This window comes from Pseudarthrobacter sp. YAF2 (assembly GCF_052113345.1).
In the GTDB taxonomy this organism is placed as follows: domain Bacteria; phylum Actinomycetota; class Actinomycetes; order Actinomycetales; family Micrococcaceae; genus Arthrobacter.
Map to the genome: position 1 here is coordinate 106940 of NZ_JBFRDA010000003.1, position 16423 is coordinate 123362.

The window sequence follows — 16423 nt, forward strand, 5'->3', positions numbered from 1 at the left end:
GTGGGGTAATGGTCATGACAGTACGCTTCCGCACTGTAAGGAGTCAACATGGTTTTCGCCCCTGACACTGAGGTGGCCCTGCGCACGGTGGTGAACCTCATCAACACGGCCGCGAACTGCCGGGAAGGTTTGGCCTCGGTCGGGGACCTGGACAGCTTCCTGGCGGCCGAGGGCTTTTCGGGGTCCAGGACACGGGACGCCGCTGAATTGCAGAGCGTCCGGCAGTTGCGCGGAGAGCTGGCGGGAGTGTGGACAGCCAGTGAGGACGGCGCCGTGGACACCGTCAACCGCCTGTTGCGGGACGCCAATGCGCTGCCGCAGCTGATGAAGCACGACGGCTGGGACTGGCACCTGCATGCCACCGCACCCGAGGCCCCGCTGGCGGACCGGATGAGCACCGAAGCGGCCATGGCCCTGGCAGACGTGATCCGCGGCAAGGAAATGGACCGCCTGCGGACATGCGAATCGGAGGACTGCGATGCTGCCGTCCTGGACTTGAGCCGGAACCGCTCCAAGCGGTACTGCGATACCGGCAACTGCGCCAACCGGGCGCACGTTGCGGCCTACCGTGCCAGGCAGGCCGCCGCAGGTTAGGCGAGCCGCCGCGGAGGAATTATCCCTGGCCCTGGGAGGAACCGTCCGTGTCGCCATCGGACGGCGACGGGTTCTTGCTGGTGGAGGTACCGAAACCATGACCAGGCTTGGGTGCTGAGCTGAGGTTCACGCCTGATCCCTTACCGAGGTGTTCAGCGTTTTCCTTGTAGCTCATGGACAACATGGCGGCCACCACCAGGGTGACGATGAAGGCGATGCCGGCTGCGGTGAACGCGAGATCGAAGCGGGGAGCACGGGCGCTTCCGCCGGATGCGAAGATCAACACGGCAACAAAGGCGACGACGGCCCAGAATGCCGAGAACATCAGCGGCCCCTTCACCGAGGTCCGCAGCTTGCGCGGTTTTCCTGGATGCTGGTCAGCCACGGTGGTTCCTCCCTGCAGGCGGCACACGGCCGGCCTGGTTCACGAATTGCGGTGTAGCCCCAAAATTTCTACAGCTAGTAGAAGGGCGCTCTTCCTAGTTTACGGCTTTACGGCACCGGCGCGGGCATCGTGCCGCAGCGTCAGTCCGGAAAGCACCCAGAGCACACCCGAAATAATCGCGCCGCCGCCGGCCACGCCCAGCAGCGCATGGGCGCCAAGGTTGATGAAGAACGGCAGCAGCACTGCCGTTCCAATCCCGATTGCCCCGGAGGCGATCCAGTCCCGCGCCAGGACGTGCCGCCCCCGGTGCTTCAGGCCGCATGCGAGCTCCAGGGCACCGGCCACGCCCAGCCCCAAGGCAGCGATGACCCCGAACAACAAGTCACTGTGCAGCAGGATCACCGCCACGCCAGCGCCGGCCAGCGCCGAACCCGCCGCAGACAGCAGCTTGCCGGGAGCCGAGTTGCGGGGGAACCCGGCCGCCGGGATGGCTTGCAGGGACACGACGCCGGCGGCCAGCAGGTAGAGCCCTCCGGCCCAGCCCATGACTTCAACGGACGGCGATGTCCAGAAGACAGTCACGGCGCCGAACATCAGCGCCACAGCGGAACGGAGCAGGACCGGCTTCCAGAGATCATTGCGGGGGGTGGTTCCGGGAGCTGCGCCCGCGGGAGTCGATGGTTGCGTCACCGGTCCAGTTTAGTAGGGGCAGCCGGAAGGTCGAACCGGACTGCCCCTCCACAGGTCCCAACACAGGGGCTTAGGCCGAACCAAGCACCATCCAGCGGTCCGACCGGGCACGCAGTCCGAGCGTGACGGCGCGTGCCGCCATGTAGCCCAGGGCGAAAGCCGCCCAGAGCCAGCCAAGCCCGCTCGCGCCGGTGGCACCGGAGAATGCCACCGCCGCCAGCAGCGGCAAGTACACAGCGAGGTTCACCAGGCCGGCCAGCGCCAGATACCGGGCGTCGCCGGCACCGATCAGCACCCCATCCAGGACGAAGACGTACCCGGCGATGGGTTGGCCGGCCGCCAACACCCACAGCGCAACGGCGAGCACCGACTGGACCTGCGCGTCCGAGGTGAACAGCACCCCCACCCAGGGAGCCACTGCGGCGAGCAGCAGGCCGGTCACCACGCCGAACCCCGATCCCCACCGGATCATGGTCCTGGTCAGCAGCCGGGCCCTGGCCGCATTGGAGGCGCCCAGTTCCTTGCCTATCAGCGCCTGCGCGGCGATGGCCAAGGCATCCAGCGCGAACGCCAGGAAGGAAAAGATGGTCATGGCCAGCTGATGGGCGGCAAGGTTGACCTCACCCTGGGCCGTCACCACCACCACGGTGGCCAGGATCGCAGCCCGCAGGCTGAGGGTGCGCAGCATGAGCCAGGACCCGACGCGGGTCATGCCCCGGATGCCCCGCCAGCTGGGGAGCAGGCTGACGCCATGACGGACCGCATTCCTGCGCACCATGACCAGGTAGACGGCGGCCATGGCCCATTGCGCGAGGCTGGTACCCACCGCCGAACCCACCACGGAGAGGCCCAGCCCGTACACGAGCCACAAATTCAGGACGATATTCACCCCAAACCCAGTGGTGGCCACCCTCAGCGGCGTCCTGGTGTCCTGCAACCCGCGCAGCACGCCGGTACCGGCAAAGATCAGCAGCATTGCCACCAGTCCGGGCATGGACCACCGGAAGTAGTCGATGGCAAAGCGGCGCACGCTGCCGTCGGCGCCAAGGAGGCCGATGATCGGTTCCGCGGCGAGGAACCCGGCCACCGCCAGCAGCACGCCGAGGAGCAATGCCAGCCAGACGCCGTCGCGCCCGGCGGCCAGGGCCTTACCCACCTGGCCCTGGCCGATGGCCCGGGCCACAGCGGGCGTCGTGGAGTAGGCCAGGAACACCAGAAGTCCGACGACGGTCTGCAGCACCGCGGAGGCCAGGCCCACCCCGGCTAGCTGGGCAACCCCAAGGTGCCCCACGATGGCTGAGTCCGCCAGCAGGAAGAGCGGCTCGGCAACCAGGGCTCCAAAGGCGGGGACGGCGAGGCGGAGTATCTCGCGGGAATGGCTCCGGGGGGCGGCCGTGGCGGCGGGTGCGGGTTCTGTGGGCACCGTGCCAGCTTAACCTTGCGCAACGGCATGGAGGGAGGGCGTGACAAAGCCCACAATCATCCGGGTTTAGTTGACTCTTCAATTATTTGTCGGCAAGAGTGGAATACATGAACCAGTCACGACTGACCACAGTTGCCCTCACCGTCCTGCGCGTCATCCTGGGTTTCCTCTTCGCCGCCCACGGCTGGCAGAAGTTCAATGAATGGACCATCGCCGGCACCCAGGCCTCCTTCGCCAAGATGGGCGTCCCTGCCTCGGACATCATGGCTCCGGCCGTCGCCGTCCTTGAACTGGCCGGCGGCGCAGCCCTGATCCTGGGGATCCTCACCCGGGTGGTGGCCGCCCTTCTGGTCCTCGACATGCTGGGCGCGCTCTTCCTCGTCCACGCTCCCGCAGGTGTCTTCGCGGCGAACGGCGGCTACGAACTGGTCCTGCTCCTGGCCGCGGCAGCCTTCACGCTGGCATTGGCCGGGCCGGGCCGGCTCTCCGTAGACCGGGCATTGTTCGGCCGCCGTACCTCCCGGCTGGCCGTGCTGGCCTAGTCCGGCGCTGCGCTCCGGCGCGAACCCGCGGGTAACCTGCGCCGTCAGTAAGATCGCAGCATGACTGAGACCGGCCACCCCAACTCCGTGACCCTCCGCTTCCTCGCCGCCCCCACCGACGTGGGACACAGCGGCTCCGTAGACGCAGGCACGGTGCTCGAATGGGTGGACAAGGCCGCGTATGCGACCGCCGTGGGCTGGGCCAAGTCCTACTGTGTGACCGCCTATGTGGGGAACATCCACTTCGCGGACCCGGTCAACAGTGGCGACATGGTGGAGGTGGAAGCCACCATTGTCTATACCGGCCGCTCCTCGATGCATATCCGCACCGTGGTCTCGTCCGGGGATCCAAAAGGCGGCGCGGCCACCATGCGCAGCCAATGCATGGTGATCTTCGTGGCCGTGGGGGCTGACGGCAAGCCCATCCCGGTCCCCCAGTTCGAACCCACTACTCCCGATCAGGTCGAGCAGCGGGACCACGCCCTGGCCAGGATCAAGGTGCGGGAACAGATCGTGGAAGCCATGAACCATCAGGAATATACCGACGCCGGCACTGCGGAACGCGTCACGCTCCGGTTCATGGCCGCCCCCACCGATGTGAACTGGGGCGGCAAGGTCCACGGCGGCATCGTGATGAAGTGGATCGACGAGGCCGCCTACCTGTGTGCCTCACGCTACTGCGGCCGGGACACGGTTGCCGTGTTCTCCGGCGGCGTGCGCTTCTACCGGCCCCTGCTGATCGGCCATGTGGTGGAGGTGGAGGCCAGGCTGGTGTACACGGGAATCAAAGGCACGCACATCGCCGTCCACGTCCGCTCCGGCGACCCGAAAGGCAGGGAGCTGAACCTGACGACCTACTGCCTCACCGTGATGGTGGCGCGCGACGACGAAGGAAACTCCGTGCCCGTCCCGCCCTGGGTGCCTGTCAGCGAAGAAGACAAGCGGCTGCACGCCCACGCCCGCGAACTGCTGGAGATCCGGGGAACGGCGCCGGGGAACCGGCTGCCCAACCACCTGCTGGCCGGCGCAGCACCTGTAGCCTCCGTGCCGAACGGAGCCTAGAAGCCGCCGCCCCCGGAGTCGCCCGCCATGTTGGCGAAACGGGAGTAGTGGCCCTGGAATGCCACCACGATGTCTTTGGTGGGGCCGTTACGGTGCTTGGCCACCAGAATGTCCGCCTCGCCCGCGCGGGGTGATTCCTTGTCGTAGACATCCTCGCGGTGAAGCAGGATCACCATGTCGGCGTCCTGTTCAATGGAGCCGGACTCGCGGAGGTCAGAAACCATGGGCCGCTTGTCCTGGCGCTGTTCCGAACCACGGTTCAGCTGGGACAGGGCGATCACGGGCACCTGGAGTTCCTTGGCGAGGAGCTTGAGCGCACGGGAGAACTCGGAAACTTCCTGCTGGCGGGATTCCACCTTCTTGCCCGAGCTCATCAGCTGCAGGTAGTCGAGGATGACCAGCTTGAGGTCGTGCTGCTGCTTCAGGCGGCGGCACTTGGCCCTGATTTCCATCAGGGACATATTGGGGCTGTCGTCGATGAACAGCGGGGCATCGTTCATCCGGCCCATGGTGGTGGCGATCTTGGACCACTGCTCGTCCTTGATGGTTCCCTTGCGGAGGTCCTGCAGGCCAATGGTGGCCTCGGCGGACAAGAGGCGCATGGCGATCTCGTTCCGGCCCATTTCCAGGGAGAACATGACGGTGGAAAGGTTGTTCTTGATGGCCGCAGACCGCGCGAAGTCCAACGCGAAAGTTGATTTACCCACGGCGGGGCGGGCCGCGATGACGATCATCTGGCCCGGGTGGAGGCCGTGCGTCAGCTCATCGAGTTCATAGAAACCGGTGGGCACACCGGTCATGCCCTCGCCGCGGTGGCCGGACGCCTCGATTTCGTCCACCGTGGATTCCATGACGTCCTTGAGGACCACGTAGTCCTCCGCCGTGCGGCGTTCCGCCACGGCGTAGACCTCGGCCTGCGCCTGGTTGACCAGGTCCTCCACCTCGCCGTCCGAACCGTAGCCCAACTGGACGATCTTGGTGCCGGCGTTCACCAGCCGGCGAAGGACGGCCCGTTCGGCGACGATCTCTGCGTAGTACCCGGCGTTGGCCGCAGTGGGTACGGTCTGGATGAGCTCATGCAGGTAGGCAGGGCCGCCAATCCTGTTGATTTCTGCGCGCTTCGTCAGTTCGTCGGACACCGTGACGGCGTCCGCAGGCTCCCCGCGGCCGTAGAGGTCGATGATGGCCTCATAGATGGTCTCGTGGGCCGGGCGGTAGAAGTCCTGTCCGCGGAGGATCTCCACGACGTCGGCAATGGCGTCCTTGGACAGCATCATGCCGCCCAGGACCGACTGCTCCGCCGGGATGTCCTGGGGAGGTTTGCGGCTCGCGTCCGATCCGCGGGTTGCTTCCACCGGGTCCAGATGCGCGATTGTCAAAGCTGCCGTCCTCCATTTGTGCCGGGCCAGGCGCCCGGTGTTCCATCCTGTTTGCGGATCCGAAACGGAACCCGCCACGCGTCCAGTCCTACCCGCAGGCTCTGACATTGAGGCACCCGCGGGCCCGGATGCCACCGCCGGCCCGAAGTTATCCCCACTATCCACAGCTTTTCCACAGAACGCCCCAATGAGGCCCTGGAGAGGGCCGGGATCGAGGTGCACAGGCCTTGGTCCGGCCGTGGAAAACAGGTACCCCGCTACGGTAGCCGCCGCCGGTCCAGCCGCAAAGCCAGTGGGCCGGGCCGGGTGTGGATAACCTGTGCACTACGAGGCATAGCTTGTGCACAGCCTGTGGGGAAGCCTGTGGATACAGGAATTTTTTATCCCCTGAAACCGCTCTGACCTGCGCAAACGTCATCACCAGCATGTGGAGTAAATATTTCTTTGCAGGAATTTCATCCACAGGTTCCCTTGCGCACCGGCGGCGGGGCCGGCCCGGGCGCCGGCCGCGGCAAGCCCGCACCCGGCCGCGTGGCGCTGCTCATATTCCCTGGGCGGAGTTTGACCGGCCGGGGAACGCTCCTGTATGCAGCGCGGTGAATATTGCTGTGGATAACCGGGTTCTGGATTAAGCTCTAGGTATAGCCATGGCTGGACGGACAGCCGGCAACGCAACCGCCTTGGCGACGGCCAGGAAGTACAGAGAACGGCTCGTAAAAATGGAATCCCTGGTGGTCCCGGTCCTCATCCTGCTCGCCGTTGTTGCGGGGGTCATCGTTGCCTACCGCGCCGCCCGGGGCCGCAAGGCGGCCGCCGGAGGAGACCAGCCCCGTCCGGCCGGACCGGCACGGGAGTCAGCACAGGAGTTGGCCCGCACGGCGGGCGACAAGTTATCCGAAAGCGAACACCGGCGGTTGTACGCGATGATCGCGCAGGGCCAGGCGATGGCCGCCATCAGGCTTTACCAGGAGGTCACGGGCGAGGGGCTGCGGGCGTCGCGCGACGCCGTCGGCGCCTTGGCAGCCCACCCCCAGCCCTACCGCCACCAGGAACCGGTGGAGGCCGCCGAGGAGGATGATGAGCCGCAGCGGTTCCCGTACCGCTACCGGGCCATTGCCAGCAAGGGCGATGTGACCCGCGAGGTGAGCAGCAATATGCTCAACGACGAAATTTACGGTCGGATCCGCTCCCTGGCCCGCAGCGGAGACACCGAGGCCGCCGTCAACGCATTGACCCGGCACTCGGACATCTCACCGGTGCAGGCCAGGGAATTCATCGCACTGCTGGACGACTAGCGGGATCCGGCGATTCCGGCCAGGAGTTGCTCGAAAGGCAGGGACTCCAGGGGTGCGGGCTTCCGGCCCGGCTGGGGACCCTCCAACAGCAGGGTAAATTCGGCGGCAGCGCGCTCGATGCGGTCGGCCAGCGACGAGCCACCCTCTTCCGCGGTTCCCCAGTCCTGGGGCCCGGCAAAGACTCCCGTGGCGGCCGTGCGGGTGCGCAGGTAGCTGAACAACGGGCGCAAGGCGTAATCCAGCACCATCTGGTGCCGGTCGGTACCTCCGGTGGCGCCCAGCAGGACGGCCTTGCCGTCCAGGGACTTGGGGTCCAGGACGTCAAAGAAGGATTTGAAGAGGCCGCTGTAGGAGGCGCTGAAGACCGGCGTCACGGCGATGATCCCATCGGAAGCCTCCACCCCGGCGATGACTTCCGCCAAGCGCGGTGCGGCGTATCCCGTGACGAAGTTGTTGGCGATGTCCACGGCGAGGTCCCGGAGTTCGACGACGTCGACCAGCACCTCGTGGCCGCCGGCGGTGAGCCGCCGCTCGGCAGCGGCCGCCAGCTGGTCGGCCAGCAGCCGGCTGGACGACGGGACGCCAAGTCCGGCGGAGAGGACTGTGATACGGCGGGTTTCCATGGCATTCTCCTGGTGCTGATTCATTCGATCATACATGCATTTGCATCTATATCCCTGAACGGCGGCCGCAGCTGTTGTATTCCCCGGGACCTGAATCAGAGCAGGACGGTGCCCTGGATGCACGTACGGGACTCTCCGCCAACCCACACATCACCACCCTCGGCAGTGACGTGCACACGGCCTGCCCGGCCCAGGACGGTGCCTTGCGCGGCCACGTAGCGCTCCGGCGCCCTGCCGCTTCCAATGAGCCACTGGGCCGCACCTGCGTTGAAGCTGCCCGTCACCGGGTCCTCCACCATCGCGTCACCGGGGATGAACGTCCGCACCTCAAAGTCGGCATCACCGCCGGGAGCGTGCGGCCCGATGACTCCAACCTTCAGGTTCCCCATGGCTACCGGATCCGGCGCAAGGGCCAGCACCTGGTCCGCCGAACCCAGCAGGACGCCGATCCACTCCGGGCCGTTCACCAGCCATGATGCGTCCAGGATGTCACCGGCCGTGATCCCGAGGGCGTCGGCCAGCTGTTGCCGGACGGGCTCCTCCACGGCCTCGAAGCGGGTCAGGGGTGGCGCCGCGAAAGCCAGCCGGCCGGCGTCGCGCTTTATCCTGACCAGCCCGGCGCCGCACTCCTGCACCACGTAGTCGCCGGACTTCGGAACTCCGCCGGCTTGCAGCCAGGTATGCGCGGATCCCAGGGTGGGGTGCCCCGCGAACGGGAACTCCTCGCTCCCCGTGAAGATCCGGACCTTGTAGTCGGCGCGGGGATCCTCCGCGGGCAGGAGGAAGGTGGTTTCCGAGAGGTTGGTCCAGTTCGCGAAGTGCTGCATTGTTGCCGCGTCAAGACCGTGGGCATCGAGGACGACGGCGAGCGGGTTGCCGCGGTAGGCATTGCCGGCGAAAACATCCACCTGGTGGAAAGGACGGCTGCTGGGTGTCGGGTTCACCGGAGCAGGTTACCACCGGCCCGCCGGGCGGACTGCCGGCCCTAGGAAGGGAGCAGCGGCAGGTACATGGCGGCCAACGGAACGGCGGTGAGCACAGCACAAAAGCCCAGGTTGATCCACCGGTAGGTTGCGAGGATGGCGACAAATTCCCGAAGGAACGCGCTGGGGATAAAGTAGCCCGCCGTCCTGGCCCCGGTGACGTGGGCGCGCAGGCCCGCGCGCCGGGTGAACATGGCCGCGCGAAACACGTGGTAGCTGCTGGTGACCACCGTGACGGGCGCGTCCGGCCGCTCCATCAGCGCGCGCGAAAAGTGCAGGTTCTCCATGGTGGTAGCTGCCCGGTCCTCCACGATGATCCTGTTGGCAGGAACACCCTGCTCCTGCAGGTAGCGGGCCATCGCTGTCCCTTCGGCGAGGAGTTCATCGGCTCCCTGCCCGCCACTGGGAATCAGAGCCCTGATGGACCCGCCATGCTTGCCCCGGTACAGGAGCGCCGCCGCGTCAAGTCGGGCGGCCAGCAGGGGCGGAACGGAGCTGCCGGCCAAGCCGGAACCCAACACCACCACGTATTCGGGATGGCGGCGCGGCGGCAGGTGCGAGTAAATCAGCGAATAGACCAGATAGCTGACGAACACGAAGCCCACGTAGCCGGTCAGCAGCGCAGCCGCCGACGTGAGCGCCCTTAGCGCGGGTACGGCCGTCTGCAGGGCGGCCAGTACAAGGGGAACGGCCACCACGGCCAGCCCCGCCAGCAGGGACAGCAGGTTTGCCAGGCTGCGGCCTTCGCGGCGCAGCATGATGAGGCCGTTGAGGACGAGGAACACGGCCAGGATGGGCACTGAGACAATGAGCAGGAAGCCCAGGGCCAGGGTCATGAGGACAGGCACGGAGTTGTTCCCGGAGACCACGAGGAGCCCAAGCCAGCCCAGGACCGCCCCGGAGACGAGGAAGACGCCGTTTCGCAGGCGCCTCCGGTCCGTCGCAAAGCTGACGGCTGCGGCCACCAGGAGGATGCTGCTGACGGCGAGGAACGGCAAAGCTGGGTGACCTTCCGTGGAAACGGTGGAGTGGTGCAGGCCAGGAACGGAGGGCCGGCATCCCGCCAGCTTATGTTGCCCGCACCCGGCAGCGGGGAGCCCGGGCAGTGACCTTGAACGCAAATGGCCCCCGCACCGGACCGGGCGGGGGCCATTCAACTGCAGTGCGGAAACTACTTTCCGGCAACGACCTCAAGGTCGATGACAGCGGAAACGTCCTCGTGCAGGCGGACGTTGGCCGTGTATGAACCGACAGACTTGATGTGGTTCGGCAGTTCAACGTTGCGCTTGTCGATGGCTCCGAGGCCGGCGGCCTCAACAGCGGCAGCGACATCAGCAGGCTTGACGGTGCCGAAGAGACGACCGGACTCGCCGGCCTTCACCTCGAGCTTGACCTTCTTGGAGGACAGAGCCTGGGCCTGTGCCTGTGCAGCTTCAACGGAAGCGTGCGCACGGGCGGCGCGGGCAGCCTTGATGGACTCAACCTGCTTCTCGCCACCCTTGGTCCAGGTCAGGGCGAAGCCGCGGGGCAGCAGGAAGTTACGTGCGTAACCGTCCTTGACCTCGACAACATCGCCAGCGGCACCGAGACCGGTTACTTCGTGGGTCAGAATGAGCTTTGCCATGTTAGTTAATCCCTTCCTTAGCCGCGGCCAGCGCCGGAGTAAGGCAGCAGAGCAACTTCGCGGGCGTTCTTGATTGCCTGGGCGATCTTGCGCTGTTCCTGCACCGTGACGCCAGTGACGCGACGGGCGCGGATCTTTCCGCGGTCGGAGATGAACTTGCGCAGCAATGCTACGTCCTTGTAGTCGATGACAGTGATGTCAGCGGCCTTCAAGGGGTTGGACTTTGGTTTGGGCTTACGGAGTTCAGCCTTAGCCATCGTGGAGCTCCTATTCTAGGGAGCCCGTGGATATTGATCCACGGGATGGTGGTGGTCCGACGGCGGCAAAACCTTGGGTGCCTTGCGGCTCCCGGGCAGTCCCGGCGTCGGGCCGTTGTTTGGGTTTTAGAAGGGAGGTTCGGAATCGGGGCCGTTGCCCCAGCCGCCTGCATTGGACACGCCGGGCGTAGCCCAGGGATCATCCTGTGCAGCCTGCTGGTTGCCGCCGCCCCAGTTTCCACCGGAGTTGCCGCCCTGGGTTCCACCAGGGTTGCCGCCTCCGAAGCCACCGCCGCCGTTGCCGCCGCCGAAGCCGCCCCCACCCTGTCCGCCGGAGCGCTGGGTGCGGTTGACCTTTGCGTTGGCGTAGCGCAGGCTGGGGCCGATTTCGTCGACCTCAAGCTCGATTACGGTGCGCTTTTCGCCTTCTTTTGTTTCGTAGGAACGGCTCTTCAGGCGACCGGTCACGATCACGCGCATTCCCTTGGTCAGGGATTCGGCGACGTTCTCGGCAGCTTCACGCCATACAGCGGCGCGGAGGAACAGGGTCTCCCCGTCCTTCCACTCGTTGGACTGGCGATCAAAGGTGCGGGGGGTGGAAGCGATGGTGAAGTTCGCTACTGCCGAACCGGACGGTGTGAACCGCAATTCCGGGTCATTGGTGAGGTTACCGATGACCGTAATGGTGGTCTCGCCTGCCATCTACTGCCTCCTTGTTCGATCCTGGGTGAAGAGTGCGTTTCCTGCGGGGTAAAGAATGAAAACCGGTGCTGAATTACTCAGCAACAACCTTCTGCTCTTCGGGGCGGGTGATCTTGGTGCGCATGATGGTCTCGTTAAGAGACAGCTGGCGGTCAAGTTCCTTGGCGGTTTCCGGCTTGGCGGTGAAGTTCACCACGGCGTAGATACCTTCGGACTTCTTCTTGATGTCGTAAGCCAGACGGCGACGGCCCCAGATGTCAACCTTTTCGATGGTTCCACCATCGTTGGTGATGACGTTCAGGAACTTCTGAAGCGACGGCTCAACGGTACGCTCTTCGACCTCGGGGTCGATGATTACCATCAATTCGTAAGGACGCATATGTGAACCCACCTCCTTTGGGCTAAGCGGTTACGGCATTTCCGTAACAGGAGGTTCATTTGCGATTCCGTGCAGTGCCTTGCCACCGGTACGGAGGCAGGACGCAGCACAGACTTCAATATCCTAGTGCATCTGGACCTGATAGGCGATTCGCGCTTGACTCGAGGCTAGCCGCGTGGTGTGGCAGCAGCAGCCCCGCTGGCCCATATGTGGATAACGCGAGCAGTCCGGCACCCCCTAAAGGCCCGCGCGGCGATCGGGCGGCACGCCACGCCCGTGATGTTGCTTCCGTTACCCAATTGTGATTCTGCGTGGATTTTCGTGTACGGTCTTCGAGTGGGCCGCCCCAGCCGGCCCCAATCCGGAAGACGCCCAACTCTGCCGCTTCCGCGATCCCCAGGTTCCAGGCAGAGGCGGGGGACCCAAGCGTCACGGGTAAGGCTTCCGCCTGCCCTCGGGGTGAAGCCGCAACGAGCGGCCGAGTGGCAACATTCGAACCCGACAGCTAACTCCGCAGGCGTTGAGAGGTAATTCCCATGCCCGCATCCCGCAAAGCGAGCGCCAAACGCGCGCACCGTTATCAAAATGAGACCACAACGGCCAGGCGCCGGCCGTTTCTGACATCCACAGATTCCCGCCGCCGCTTGCCCCTGGCCGCCGGCCTTGCAGCAGCCATCCTCGGCGCGGCGACCCTGGGCCTCGGCCTGGCCAACGGCAACGAGACTGCAGATGTCTCCCGGGTGGCGAGCGCCGCCGACGCCGGCAGCGAAGTCCAGACGCAGGCCTCCCCTTCCACTCCGGCCTCGTCCGCTCCGGCCCCCGCCCCGGCACCGGCCGCCGCACCCGCCCCGGAGCCGGCTCCCGCGCAGGCACCTGCTGCTCCTGCTCCTGCCCCGGCCCCCGCCGCGGCGGCTCCGGCCCCGCAGTCCCCCATCGTCGTGGCGCCCGCCGCGGCACAGCTGGCCAACAGCGGGACGCCCATGCCCGCGGGCGTCCCCGGGAACTGGACCATGACCTTCGCCGACGAGTTCAACGGCTCCGGCCTGGACAGCGCAAAGTGGTCCAACTGCTGGTTCGCCCCCAACTGCGGAACCATGAATAAGGCGGCCACCAGCCCCGCCAACGTCTCCGTGGGCAACGGCAACCTGGCCCTCAGCCTTGCCTCGTCCTCGTCCGGGTCCCTGGTGTCCACCAACCCGAAGGGCGGGGCCGGCACCGGTTACCAGTTCACCACCGGGTACGTGGAGGCCCGCATCAAGTTCCCAGGCAACGCCAACGGCCTGTACAACTGGCCGGCGTTCTGGACCACCGGGCAGTCGTGGCCCGCAACCGGCGAGAACGACATCGCGGAAGTCCTCCAGGGGAAGATGACGGTCAATTACCATTCAAGCTCGGGCGCACACAACCAAGGCACCGTCGGCGGCAACTGGGCCAACGAGTACCACACCTTCGGCCTGCACCGGATGGCCAACTCCTCCGACGTCTACTTCGACGGCGTGAAGGTCAAGTCCTACCCGACGGACGACGGAAACGCCCCGCAGTACATCGTCCTGAACGTCGGCTCTTCGTCGACGAACCCGGTCTACGGCCCGCAGTCCCAGCTGCTGGTGGACTACGTACGCGCCTGGCAGTAGCCAGCCACGCGCTTCGGTTTAAGGGGCGACGGCGGGGACCTCCCGCCGTCGCCCCTTTTTGGCTTCCTGCGGTTCCCCACAAAGTTGCCCAAAGCAACCCCTGCCGCCCGAGTGTGATCCAGTACACTCTTGCAATGAAGCTCCTGTACGTGACTGAAAGCGTGCCAAACCGGGACCCGCAACTCGGCGACGGAAGCTCCATGATCCCGTACGAAGTGATCCTGCACCTTCCCGCAGATGTGGCCGTCACCCTGCTGACGTTTTCCGGCCCCGTCCCGGTACCGGCGGAAATCCGGGCCCGCTGCGCGACCGTCCACGAAATTGCCCAACGGGGAGATCTGTCCGCTTTTGCGCGCTCCCTGGGCGGCCTCACGGGCCTGGGCAAACACCGGCGCTCCACCCCCTCGGCGCGGGCAGCGGCCGCCACCTTGTCCGGCAGCAACGACGCCACCCTTATCCATGGCCCGCACGCCCTTTTCCTGTCCCATCACGTGGCCGGGCCCATGGTGCTGCAGACCGTGGACCCCTGGTCCATCCGCGCCGGCATGGACACCGCCATTGCGCGCACCTTCCGGCCTGCCTACCGGCTGCGGGAACTCCTCGCCGAACGGGCTGAGCGGGGGCTGCCTGCCAAGGCGCGGCTGCTGACCGTCGGAGCGCAGGACGCTGCGGCCTGGTCCGCGAAGCTCGGCCGGGCCGTAGCAGCCATCCCCAACGGAACAGCGGCGACCGCAGGCCCACGCCGGGACCGCACTGCGCCGGTCGTATGCTTCGCGGGCAGCCTCAATTACGGCCCCAACGTTGACAGCGCCACGCTCCTGGCCACCCGAATTGCTCCCCTGGTCTGGCGGGAAGTTCCGGAGGCCCGGTTCGTCATCGCCGGACGGCAACCCACAGCCGCGGTCCAGGCCCTGGCCGGTCCCCGGGTTGAAGTCCTGGCCAACGTCCCTTCAATCCTGGACATCTTCCAAGGGGCCGACGTCGCCGTCTTCCCCGACCAGCACGGCGTGGGCATCCGAAACTCCGTGCTTGAGGCACTTGCGGCCGGGCTGCCCGTGGTGGCATCCCCGGTGGCGGCACGGGAACTTCCGCCGCACCCGCTGCTCAATGTTGTGTCCGGCCAGGACGCGATGGCCCGCAAGGTCGTGGAACAACTCAGAGCCCCCCGGCGGCCGCACAGCCCTCCCGGCGGCGCTGCGGTACAGGCCGCCGGCACCGCCCGGTCCTGGGACACGGTGGCCGGGGAGTACCTGGCTGAGGTGCGGGCTGCCGTCGCTTCGTCGTCCCCCGCCGGGGACTTATCCGGCACCGCAAGGCAACTGTGACCTACGCGCCCGGCGAGCTGGAACGCAAAGGAGTCCGGGGAGCCTTGTGGCAGGGGCTGGCCTTCGCCTCGGGACGGGTCATCGTGCTGGTCACCACCGTGGTGCTGGCCCGGCTCCTGTCGCCCGAAGAGTACGGCCTCGTTGCCCTGGCGCTGGTGCTCATGGCATACGCCGAGACCATTGCCGACGCCGGGGTGGGCCAGGCGCTGGTCTACCTGCCCAAGACGAAGGTGATTGTCCGCTCGGCGCTCCTGCTCTCCGTAACCCTGGGCGCGGTGCTGGCCTTGACGGCCGTGCTTGCGGCTGACGCTGTGGAAGACCTCATCGGGCTCGACGGGGTGGCTCCCCTGGTGCAGGTGCTTGGCATTTCCGTGCTGGCCACCGCCTGTGGCGCCGTCCCGGAGGCGATCATGCGCCGCGACCTGAAGTTCCGGCAACTCACCGCCGCTCCGGTGCTGCGGGCCGCCACCATGGGAACGGTGACCCTCTACCTGGCCTTCACCGGCCACGGCGCCTGGTCGCTCGCCGTCGGAACGGCTGCGGGTTCGGTCGCCTACGCAGCCACCTGCTGGTTCCTGATCCGCCACGAAGCGCCCTGGCAGCTCTGGCGCGTCAGCAGGAGCGCCCTGGGCGAGAACATCCGATTCGGTGCCCCCGTGGCGGGGAGCACCATGCTGGCCCGGGCCATCTTCGACGTCGACTACCTGGTGATCGGGATCGTGCTGGGGGCCCACGCACTGGGCCTGTACACACTCGCCTTCCGGCTGCCCGAGGCCCTGATCCTCAACGTGTTCTTCGTGCTTTCCACGGTCCTGTTTCCGCTCTATACGCAAGTCCGCGGTGACCGGCAGCGGTTGCGGGACGGGTACCTGAAAAGTGTCACGGTGCAGGCCCTGTACGGCATCACGGCCGGGGTGGGCCTTGCCGTGGTGGCACCGGTCCTGGTGCCGGTCCTTTTCGGGCAGCAGTGGGAGGAATCCGTGACGCCGCTGGTGTTCCTTGCCCTGTATGCAGCGGCGCGTTCCCTGGGCGCCGGCGCAAACGACGTCTATAAAGCACTGGGCAGGCCCGGGCTATCGATCTGGATCTCCGTGGTCCGGCTGGTTGTCCTGCTCCCGGCCCTGGTCTTCGCCACGCGTTGGGGCATTGTGGGCGTTGCGTGCGCCCAGATGGTGGTGGCAGTGGTCTTCGCCTTCGGCATGCAGGTGGTCGCCGCCAAGGTCTTGGGGACAAGGATGCGCCGGATGCTCCGTGCTGCTGCACCGGGCCTGGTCTGCGGGGCGGCTGTGTCCCTGGTTGGCCTGCTCAACCTGTCACGGCATGCACTGGGGCCGGTCCTGACGCTCGCTGTCATGGTGGTTGCCGGCGTCGGATTGGTCTATGCAGTGCTGCGGTTCGGCTACCGGGGCCTGCACGATGACGTCCTGGGGCTTTTCAAGCGCCACCACGACTCCTCGGGACCGGCACCCGACCACGTTCCTTAAGGGTGCACTTCTTCCTTGGGGCGGCCGTTTTCCCATATAATG

At 66.4% G+C, this 16423-nt stretch carries 18 protein-coding genes and 1 riboswitch; of the genes, 7 read left to right on the plus strand and 11 right to left on the minus strand.

What is annotated here, in order from left to right:
• Positions 1-48 precede the first annotated feature (48 nt).
• Complete coding sequence (locus tag AB4Y79_RS04425; protein WP_441859091.1) at positions 49-594, plus strand: CGNR zinc finger domain-containing protein; 546 nt, start codon at positions 49-51, stop codon at positions 592-594.
• A gap of 19 nt (positions 595-613) precedes the next feature.
• Here AB4Y79_RS04425 and AB4Y79_RS04430 read toward each other — a convergent pair whose 3' ends face one another.
• From AB4Y79_RS04430 to AB4Y79_RS04440, 3 genes are all read right to left on the minus strand, one after another.
• Positions 614-979 carry a hypothetical protein gene (locus AB4Y79_RS04430; RefSeq protein ID WP_441859093.1) on the minus strand — a complete coding sequence of 122 codons (366 nt, stop codon included), beginning with the start codon at positions 977-979 and terminating at the stop codon, positions 614-616.
• 99 nt (positions 980-1078) lie between these two features.
• On the minus strand, positions 1079-1669 hold the full coding sequence (locus tag AB4Y79_RS04435; protein WP_441859095.1) for a hypothetical protein: 591 nt from the start codon (positions 1667-1669) through the stop codon (positions 1079-1081).
• A gap of 70 nt (positions 1670-1739) precedes the next feature.
• Positions 1740-3092: an MATE family efflux transporter gene (locus AB4Y79_RS04440; RefSeq protein WP_441859096.1), complete on the minus strand. Its 1353-nt coding sequence runs from the start codon at positions 3090-3092 to the stop codon at positions 1740-1742.
• 107 nt (positions 3093-3199) lie between these two features.
• Between AB4Y79_RS04440 and AB4Y79_RS04445 the strand changes: the two genes are divergently transcribed.
• Both AB4Y79_RS04445 and AB4Y79_RS04450 read left to right on the plus strand, forming a co-directional pair.
• On the plus strand, positions 3200-3634 hold the full coding sequence (locus AB4Y79_RS04445; protein WP_441859098.1) for a DoxX family protein: 435 nt from the start codon (positions 3200-3202) through the stop codon (positions 3632-3634).
• 60 nt (positions 3635-3694) lie between these two features.
• Complete coding sequence (locus AB4Y79_RS04450; protein ID WP_441859100.1) at positions 3695-4696, plus strand: acyl-CoA thioesterase; 1002 nt, start codon at positions 3695-3697, stop codon at positions 4694-4696.
• Here the strand turns inward: AB4Y79_RS04450 and dnaB are convergent.
• Positions 4693-6075 (minus strand): replicative DNA helicase, encoded by a 1383-nt coding sequence (gene dnaB, locus AB4Y79_RS04455; protein WP_109044819.1) that lies wholly within the window; start codon positions 6073-6075, stop codon positions 4693-4695. The genes AB4Y79_RS04450 and dnaB overlap by 4 nt on opposite strands.
• Before the next feature lie 719 nt (positions 6076-6794).
• On the opposite strand from dnaB, the gene AB4Y79_RS04460 reads away from it, so the two are divergent.
• The gene (locus tag AB4Y79_RS04460) at positions 6795-7370 is read left to right on the plus strand and encodes a hypothetical protein (RefSeq protein WP_441859508.1); all 576 of its coding nucleotides are present in this window, start codon (positions 6795-6797) and stop codon (positions 7368-7370) included.
• Here AB4Y79_RS04460 and AB4Y79_RS04465 read toward each other — a convergent pair.
• The 7 genes from AB4Y79_RS04465 to rpsF form a co-directional block, all read right to left on the minus strand.
• Entirely contained in the window at positions 7367-7993 is a 627-nt protein-coding gene (locus tag AB4Y79_RS04465) for an FMN reductase (protein ID WP_441859102.1), read from the minus strand. The genes AB4Y79_RS04460 and AB4Y79_RS04465 overlap by 4 nt on opposite strands.
• Before the next feature lie 95 nt (positions 7994-8088).
• A complete protein-coding gene (locus AB4Y79_RS04470) occupies positions 8089-8937 on the minus strand; it encodes a PhzF family phenazine biosynthesis protein (protein ID WP_441859104.1) in 849 nt (282 codons plus the stop codon).
• Between the two features lie 41 nt (positions 8938-8978).
• Positions 8979-9974, minus strand: a complete 996-nt coding sequence (locus tag AB4Y79_RS04475) for a YdcF family protein (protein WP_441859106.1) — start codon at positions 9972-9974, stop codon at positions 8979-8981.
• Positions 9975-10147: 173 nt separating this feature from the next.
• On the minus strand, positions 10148-10600 hold the full coding sequence (gene rplI / locus AB4Y79_RS04480) for a 50S ribosomal protein L9 (protein WP_018762867.1): 453 nt from the start codon (positions 10598-10600) through the stop codon (positions 10148-10150).
• A gap of 17 nt (positions 10601-10617) precedes the next feature.
• A complete protein-coding gene (gene rpsR / locus AB4Y79_RS04485) occupies positions 10618-10857 on the minus strand; it encodes a 30S ribosomal protein S18 (protein ID WP_003800144.1) in 240 nt (79 codons plus the stop codon).
• A gap of 126 nt (positions 10858-10983) precedes the next feature.
• The gene (locus AB4Y79_RS04490) at positions 10984-11559 is read right to left on the minus strand and encodes a single-stranded DNA-binding protein (RefSeq protein WP_441859109.1); all 576 of its coding nucleotides are present in this window, start codon (positions 11557-11559) and stop codon (positions 10984-10986) included.
• 73 nt (positions 11560-11632) lie between these two features.
• On the minus strand, positions 11633-11938 hold the full coding sequence (rpsF, locus tag AB4Y79_RS04495; RefSeq protein ID WP_015939036.1) for a 30S ribosomal protein S6: 306 nt from the start codon (positions 11936-11938) through the stop codon (positions 11633-11635).
• A gap of 359 nt (positions 11939-12297) precedes the next feature.
• A riboswitch (cyclic di-AMP (ydaO/yuaA leader) is annotated at positions 12298-12470 on the plus strand.
• Between the two features lie 112 nt (positions 12471-12582).
• Between rpsF and AB4Y79_RS04500 the strand changes: the two genes are divergently transcribed.
• From AB4Y79_RS04500 to AB4Y79_RS04510, 3 genes are all read left to right on the plus strand, one after another.
• Complete coding sequence (locus tag AB4Y79_RS04500; RefSeq protein ID WP_441859111.1) at positions 12583-13572, plus strand: glycoside hydrolase family 16 protein; 990 nt, start codon at positions 12583-12585, stop codon at positions 13570-13572.
• Between the two features lie 134 nt (positions 13573-13706).
• Positions 13707-14897 (plus strand): glycosyltransferase, encoded by a 1191-nt coding sequence (locus AB4Y79_RS04505; RefSeq protein WP_441859113.1) that lies wholly within the window; start codon positions 13707-13709, stop codon positions 14895-14897.
• Complete coding sequence (locus AB4Y79_RS04510; RefSeq protein WP_441859115.1) at positions 14894-16381, plus strand: lipopolysaccharide biosynthesis protein; 1488 nt, start codon at positions 14894-14896, stop codon at positions 16379-16381. Before AB4Y79_RS04505 ends, AB4Y79_RS04510 begins: the two co-directional genes overlap by 4 nt.
• Positions 16382-16423 lie beyond the last annotated feature (42 nt).

What these genes read in the sequence shown, in the direction of transcription:
- AB4Y79_RS04425 (WP_441859091.1), top strand. Translation starts at nt 49, where the DNA reads ATGGTTTTCGCCCCTGACACTGAGGTGGCCCTGCGCACGGTGGTGAAC.
- AB4Y79_RS04445 (WP_441859098.1), top strand. Translation starts at nt 3,200, where the DNA reads ATGAACCAGTCACGACTGACCACAGTTGCCCTCACCGTCCTGCGCGTC.
- AB4Y79_RS04450 (WP_441859100.1), top strand. Translation starts at nt 3,695, where the DNA reads ATGACTGAGACCGGCCACCCCAACTCCGTGACCCTCCGCTTCCTCGCC.
- AB4Y79_RS04460 (WP_441859508.1), top strand. Translation starts at nt 6,795, where the DNA reads ATGGAATCCCTGGTGGTCCCGGTCCTCATCCTGCTCGCCGTTGTTGCG.
- AB4Y79_RS04465 (WP_441859102.1), bottom strand. Translation starts at nt 7,993, where the DNA reads ATGGAAACCCGCCGTATCACAGTCCTCTCCGCCGGACTTGGCGTCCCG.
- rplI (WP_018762867.1), bottom strand. Translation starts at nt 10,600, where the DNA reads ATGGCAAAGCTCATTCTGACCCACGAAGTAACCGGTCTCGGTGCCGCT.
- rpsR (WP_003800144.1), bottom strand. Translation starts at nt 10,857, where the DNA reads ATGGCTAAGGCTGAACTCCGTAAGCCCAAACCAAAGTCCAACCCCTTG.
- AB4Y79_RS04490 (WP_441859109.1), bottom strand. Translation starts at nt 11,559, where the DNA reads ATGGCAGGCGAGACCACCATTACGGTCATCGGTAACCTCACCAATGAC.
- rpsF (WP_015939036.1), bottom strand. Translation starts at nt 11,938, where the DNA reads ATGCGTCCTTACGAATTGATGGTAATCATCGACCCCGAGGTCGAAGAG.
- AB4Y79_RS04505 (WP_441859113.1), top strand. Translation starts at nt 13,707, where the DNA reads ATGAAGCTCCTGTACGTGACTGAAAGCGTGCCAAACCGGGACCCGCAA.